Raw genomic sequence first — 6,000 nt, 5'->3', positions numbered from 1 at the left:
CAATGAAGTCTGTTAGTGTCCTGAAATTTGAATAATTGAAGCTAATTTATGGAGAAAATAGGTGTTTTGCGAAAGTCAGGAGGTTTTTTTATGTGGAACGTCCCCGCAAGAGAAAGAAAATTATCTTCCAGAGGCTCAATTAATCGTCATAGCATATTTCTACTGAATAAATAATCTGTGGGGTTTAGGTTGTATTTAAGGCATTTGTAACCCCCGAGGTTGTAAAGGTTGTAAAAACAGGCAAGGCAAGACCTTCCATTGCATGAAAGGTCTTGCCTTAAGTGGGCGATTTTTACTTTTATTAACTGTAGTCTACCTGTATTTTAAAACCGGGTTTTAAAACAAAATCACTTTTCCAGCCACTTTTCAGCATCCATAGCGGCCATGCAGCCAAAGCCTGCTGCGGTTATTGCTTGCTTATAAGTATGATCGTGCACATCTCCTGCCACAAACACCCCTTCAACACTAGTCTTAGAACCTGGGAATATCTTTAAAAACCCTTTTTCATCTAGCTCCAGTTTATCTTTAAAGATATTAGTATTGGGGATATGCCCAACGGCTACAAATACTCCATCTATTTTCAGTTCTGTTTCTTTGCCATCTATTTTCAGCTCAACTCCTTCTACTTTCTGTTCACCCAACACTTTAACTACCTCACTATTCCAGATAATCTTAATCTTGGGGTGGGTGAGTACCTTATCCTGCATAATCTTCGAAGCGCGAAACTTAGCTTTGCGGTGAATAATCGTTACCGCGCTTGCAAACTTAGTTAATACCAATGCCTCTTCCATTGCTGAATCTCCACCACCAACCACGATAACTTGTTTTTCTTTGAAGAAAAAAGCATCACATGGAGCGCAAGAGGATACTCCGCGACCAATAAGCTCTTGTTCTCCAGGAACTCCTAACCATTTGGTGTCTGCCCCTGTAGCAATAATCACTGCTTTGGCCTCGTATTTTCCTTTGGCCGTTTTAAGCTTAAAGGTCTTGATGTTTACCTCTGTTACTACTTCATCCTTAATCTCAGCTCCAAAGCGTTCTGCCTGCTTTCGCATATTTAACATCAAATCAGGCCCCATAATGCCCTCAGGAAAGCCAGGATAGTTATCTACTTCTGTAGTAAGCATTAACTGACCCCCGGGCTTATCACCAGCTAAAACAAGAGTTTTTAGGTTTGCGCGGGAAGTATATATTGAAGCTGTTAAACCAGAAGGACCTCCACCAATAATAACAACATCATACATAATTAACTTGAAATTGCGGATATATAGGTCTGCTTATCTTGAACACCTACCCATTGGGTAGCCGCATCTCCATCTTTAAACATTATCACCGTTGGGATGCTCATAACGCCAAACTGCGCGGCTAGTTCCTGATTATCGTCGACATTAACTTTACCCACCACAACTTTGTCTCCCATTTCAGTAGCAATTTCATCTAGGATAGGGGAAAGGATCTTACATGGTTGACACCAGTCAGCATAGAAATCTATCAGAACAGGCTTATCTGAATTTTTAACCACCTCTTCAAAATTGTCTTTGTTTACTACAGTTGCTGACATGTTTTTGCTCCTCCTTGCAACACTAAAAATACCATAAATTCCACAATCTGTAAACACTAGTGATGTAGAGTTCTCTACCAACAGGCCACCTCCACTCGCAGCTCGAGTGGCTTTTCCTCAGGATTTAGTGGTGGATCCTCTGGCGGTGGTGGAGGTGGTGGAGGCAGTTGGTAAATTGACAGCTTAAGTGTAACGGGTTAGTTCTTGATATAAATGTTGCTCAAAGTTTTTAATGACTGGCCAGTGGCTTTTTGGTAAAAATAATCTTAATTCTCGATTAAAAAATATATGCACTTTTTGCAGTTTTTTAGTAATTGTTGGGAGTTGTCTCTTTTGTTCATCTGAAAGAAGATTTCCCCTTAGCATAAAGTATAGATCATAATAATCTCTTGGTTTACCACGCGATAAAAGAGCCTGAATTTTCTCTTCTACGATTTGTTGGCGCGTAAGAGCCACAAGAGTGTAGCTTGGAATAAAATCACTAATAATTGTAATAACTTCACTTTGACTACTTTGGTTACGAGCAGAGACTTCAAGTTGGATAGTTACTTGGTATGTGTTAATAAGAAACGATACAATTGCTAAGTACCCTCCTGATGTGGTCTTGGCTTCTAATAACTGCGTTTTAACTCCTTCCCGCTGAATTTCTTTTAGAGTCCATAAAATGCTCCTTTTAAGAATTCTAGGCTCGAGAGCAGCACTAAAATCAAGATCTTCGGAGAAACGAGGGCTACCATAGACGATACGAAGCGCTGTGCCACCCTTGAAACAAAGCTTGGTAGTATCAGGATTCCTATACAACCAAGACAAAAACAGATGCTGAACATACTCTCTACGAATATTCAATTCGGTTGTCTGGTGTTTTGTTGCAAGTATGCGAATATTGTCGACGGTTATCATAGTAAATTACCAAGAATAGTATCTAATTTTTTCTGCTGATAAAGTTTGGCATATTGAGATACCTTCGCTTTATTTAGTGTTTTAAGTTTATAGTTTTGAAATATCCTCTCATTGATTGTTGTTCGACTAAGGGAAACAAAATACAGACTATCAACCAGAGCTTTTTCTGGTTCCGCAATTAGGTATCTTATTTCCCCTTGCTCAACCAATCGATATCCTGTGTATGCTTCTGTTTTGATAGTACGATAAGAAAATGAATTGCTAGATAATATGAAAAGCCTGGTTGGCTTGGTTGTGGCAGAGGTAAGATGATAGGGCATCTCTGGGAGAAGGTTGTAGTACGCAAGCGCATACTCAAAGGAAATGTAGGAAGGTCTATACAATGCATTTGCTATCTCTTCCTCGCTTGGAGGGTCAGTTTTAAGTGTATATAAACCGCGTTTAATTCTGGTTAATAAACCTTGTTCCACTTGATGCTCCAGAAAATACTTAGTACTATGACGAGAAGAGGGAAATAAACTACTAAACTCATGGAAAGTAAAAATACGCATCTTTCTTTCTAGCAGTTTTTCTCTTACTAATAATGGTTTTAGTAAAGTAGACATAATTATACTTTAATGAAACAAGTATATAATGCAGATCCTGGATTTGTCAATAGATTAAAAAATACAAGGACAAACCTTGTAGAAAAGTTGCGGATGGTACAGAGAATATGGTATATCTATAGATAGTATGAAGAAGAAAGTAATCTACGGAGTTGTTTTGTTGCTTGCTGTAATTGGAGCTTGGGGAGTTATTCAAAGCACCCTAAACAGCTATTCTTATAGAAATGCTGGCTACGCTGGAGATTACCAAATGGGATTAGCTGCTCCGTCAGCTCAAATGGGCAAGAGCATGAACGCGATGGAGAATGTGATGGATGAATTTGGGAGATCAGAAGAGGCTTATTATCCAGAACAGAATGCTCCCGTTCCCAACGAGGCAGTGGAGGATCGCTTAGTAGTCAGAAATGGCACCACCAAAGCAGTTGTAAAGGATGTTATTGTGGCTCGCGATCAAGTACAAACAAAAATAACCCAGGCTAACGGATTTGTTGTTAGCTCTTATCTTTCTCATCCAGAAACTGCTCCACACTTATCTATGAGCGTGCGCATTCCTGCTGAAAAATTAGACGAGGTCATGCAACTTGTTCGTGATAACTCTGAGCGCATCACTTACGAATCAGTTGAGTCCCAGGATGTTACGGATCAGTATGTTGACGAGATGGCCAGACTTACTAGTCTAGAAAAAGTTCGCGAGCAAATGGATAGCATTATTGAACAAGCCACAGAAATTAGCGACCTTCTCAACTTGCAGCGGGAAATTCAGCGGATTGATCAGCAAATAGAGTTTGCTAAAGGTCGTATTACATATTTACAGCAAAGCTCGGCTTTAAGCTTATTAAATATAGAGCTTGCCCAGTCTGAGCTTGAGTTATCCATCACTCCAACCGAAAAATGGCAACCAGTATTTGTATTTAAACAAGCAGTACGCAATCTCTTAACTACGCTGTATGGATTATCCTATCTGGTCATAAGACTAGCCGTCTACGCCCTCATCTGGATACCAGTAGGGATAATTGTAGTCCTTATTTACCGCAGAATCCGCAAAAAATTAATCAGCATATAAAGGCGAAGCCTTTATATGCTAGACAAATGTTTCTAAGATATGCTATGTTTAATACATGGGTTGGGTTGTTGTTATCGTCGGCATAGTTTTACTGTATCTGCGAATGCAGAAGCTGGATGAGCGGATTACCCAGCTAGAAGGCAAAACCACTCCTAATATTAATATAGCTCCAACTGAAATAAAATCTCAACCAACGAGTAGGTTAGAGGTCCAACCTTCGGGGTTGGAGTTATTTTGGAATTGGTTTAAAGCTGATTGGCCACTAAAGGTTGGTGCATTTCTCATTCTTCTTGGCTTTGTTTGGCTTGTTTCTTACGCTTTCCTGAATAACTGGATTGGCCCAGTTGGGCGCATAACTTTAGGCTTAATTGCGGGCCTGGCAATCCTAGTTGGTGGAGAACGCCGACTATCTATTTCTCGTACCCAAGGAACCGTACTTGTATTTTTAGGTGGAGCTGTTACCTTAATCACCATTGCTTCTGCCCAGTTTGTCTATCAGATGTTTCCAGCTTTTGTTGCTTTGGGAATGAGCTTTGTGGTGATGGTACTGATGGCTGTAATCAGCATTCGCTATAACGACCAACCACTAATTATTGCCGCGCTTGTGGCTGGAGCCTTAGGACCTATTATTACTGGGGGAGAGGGAGGAAGCATTGTAGCTTTGTATAGCTACTTGCTTGTGGTGACGGTTGGCTCACTCTGGGTGGTTCGATTTAAGGGTTGGAGGTTTTTGGTAATTCTCTCCATGGTAATGATTAGCTTGTATAGTATTGATTTCTTTAGCCCTATGAGTCGCTATGTTTTAGAGCGTTACACCCCATTGGAAATTATTCAGCTCAAGTTTTTTGCTGTAACTTTTGGTAATATATTCTATCTTGCAAGTGTTTTGGCAATTGTTCGCGCGAGGTCGGCGGATAGAGTGGACCAGGCAACGGCAGTTCTAGTTGGATTGTTTGCTTTAGGCTGGATTAACGGGATAGCAGTAGAGCATCTTAGAGGCTTGCTGTCTTTGTCAGTATCACTGGCATTTATGGCGGCCTCTTACGCTGTATTTAAGATTACTAAGCTTAAAGCACCAGTCTATGCCTATGCGGGAACCGCTATTATGCTACTAGTTGCTGCTACGGCCTACGAATTTGAGGGACCGGTCCTTGCAATAGCTTTTGCACTGGAAGCAGCAATTTTGCCGATTATTGCCACGCGTTTTTTAAACAAGCAGATTGGCATGAGCTTACTTTTCTATTTTATTCTGCCAATTATATTTTCCTTAGAGTCGTTTAACGCTTATGCTTGGACTAATGGAATTTGGCACGACGACTTTTTTACTCTTTTGGCCGTAACTTTTGGCATGTTGGGTGCTGGAGCGTATTTTGTACAAAACAGTGAAAACACAGGAAAAATACAGTTAGCACCCAAGGCTCTCCTCATACTAGGGGGAGCGTATGCGTTGGCTACAACCTGGCTAACCATTCATGCTTTAGATATTTCATCAGGTCTATCAAGCATGTTAACTCTCGGCATATTTACAGGAGTGGGACTTACTGCTTATCTTAAAGGAGAGCTTGATTCACAAAAAGTCCTTGAGCGCTTCGGTTTAGGTGTTATCATTTTTGTAATAGCTAGGTTATTACTCGTAGAAATTTGGGACATGGTCTTAGCGTGGCGCATTATTACCTTCTTTGTTATTGGTACTGCCTTAATGGCAACTGTATTACTCCGCAAACGAAAATAACCATGAAAAAAGTATTAATCACAATCCTAATCCTTATCTTTGGTTTTGGATTAACAGTTAAAGTTCAGGCAATTCAGCTGTCACCAGCTCCTGAACTAAAGTCGTTCAGACAAGTTGGGGGAATCACGCCTAATGTTAA

General features: G+C 40.4%; 6 protein-coding genes. 2 read left to right on the top strand and 4 right to left on the bottom strand.

The window, feature by feature from the left end; all coding sequences use genetic code 11:
• Positions 1-347: 347 nt before the first annotated feature.
• From trxB to CO050_03405, 4 genes are all read right to left on the bottom strand, one after another.
• Entirely contained in the window at positions 348-1,244 is an 897-nt protein-coding gene (gene trxB / locus CO050_03420) for a thioredoxin-disulfide reductase (protein PJC31395.1), read from the bottom strand.
• 2 nt (positions 1,245-1,246) lie between these two features.
• Positions 1,247-1,561: a thioredoxin gene (gene trxA, locus CO050_03415; protein PJC31394.1), complete on the bottom strand. Its 315-nt coding sequence runs from the start codon at positions 1,559-1,561 to the stop codon at positions 1,247-1,249.
• A 183-nt stretch (positions 1,562-1,744) separates the two neighbouring features.
• Positions 1,745-2,461, bottom strand: a complete 717-nt coding sequence (locus CO050_03410; protein ID PJC31393.1) for a hypothetical protein — start codon at positions 2,459-2,461, stop codon at positions 1,745-1,747.
• Positions 2,458-3,066 (bottom strand): hypothetical protein, encoded by a 609-nt coding sequence (locus tag CO050_03405; protein ID PJC31392.1) that lies wholly within the window; start codon positions 3,064-3,066, stop codon positions 2,458-2,460. The genes CO050_03410 and CO050_03405 overlap by 4 nt, the downstream gene beginning before the upstream one ends.
• Before the next feature lie 127 nt (positions 3,067-3,193).
• Here CO050_03405 and CO050_03400 point away from each other — a divergent pair, with 127 nt between their 5' ends.
• The gene (locus CO050_03400; protein PJC31391.1) at positions 3,194-4,129 is read left to right on the top strand and encodes a hypothetical protein; all 936 of its coding nucleotides are present in this window, start codon (positions 3,194-3,196) and stop codon (positions 4,127-4,129) included.
• 55 nt (positions 4,130-4,184) lie between these two features.
• Entirely contained in the window at positions 4,185-5,861 is a 1,677-nt protein-coding gene (locus CO050_03395; GenBank protein ID PJC31390.1) for a hypothetical protein, read from the top strand.
• Positions 5,862-6,000 lie beyond the last annotated feature (139 nt).

This window comes from Candidatus Roizmanbacteria bacterium CG_4_9_14_0_2_um_filter_38_17, assembly GCA_002788855.1.
Classification (GTDB): Bacteria; Patescibacteriota; Microgenomatia.
This window is presented reverse-complemented; position numbering and strand designations above follow the sequence as displayed.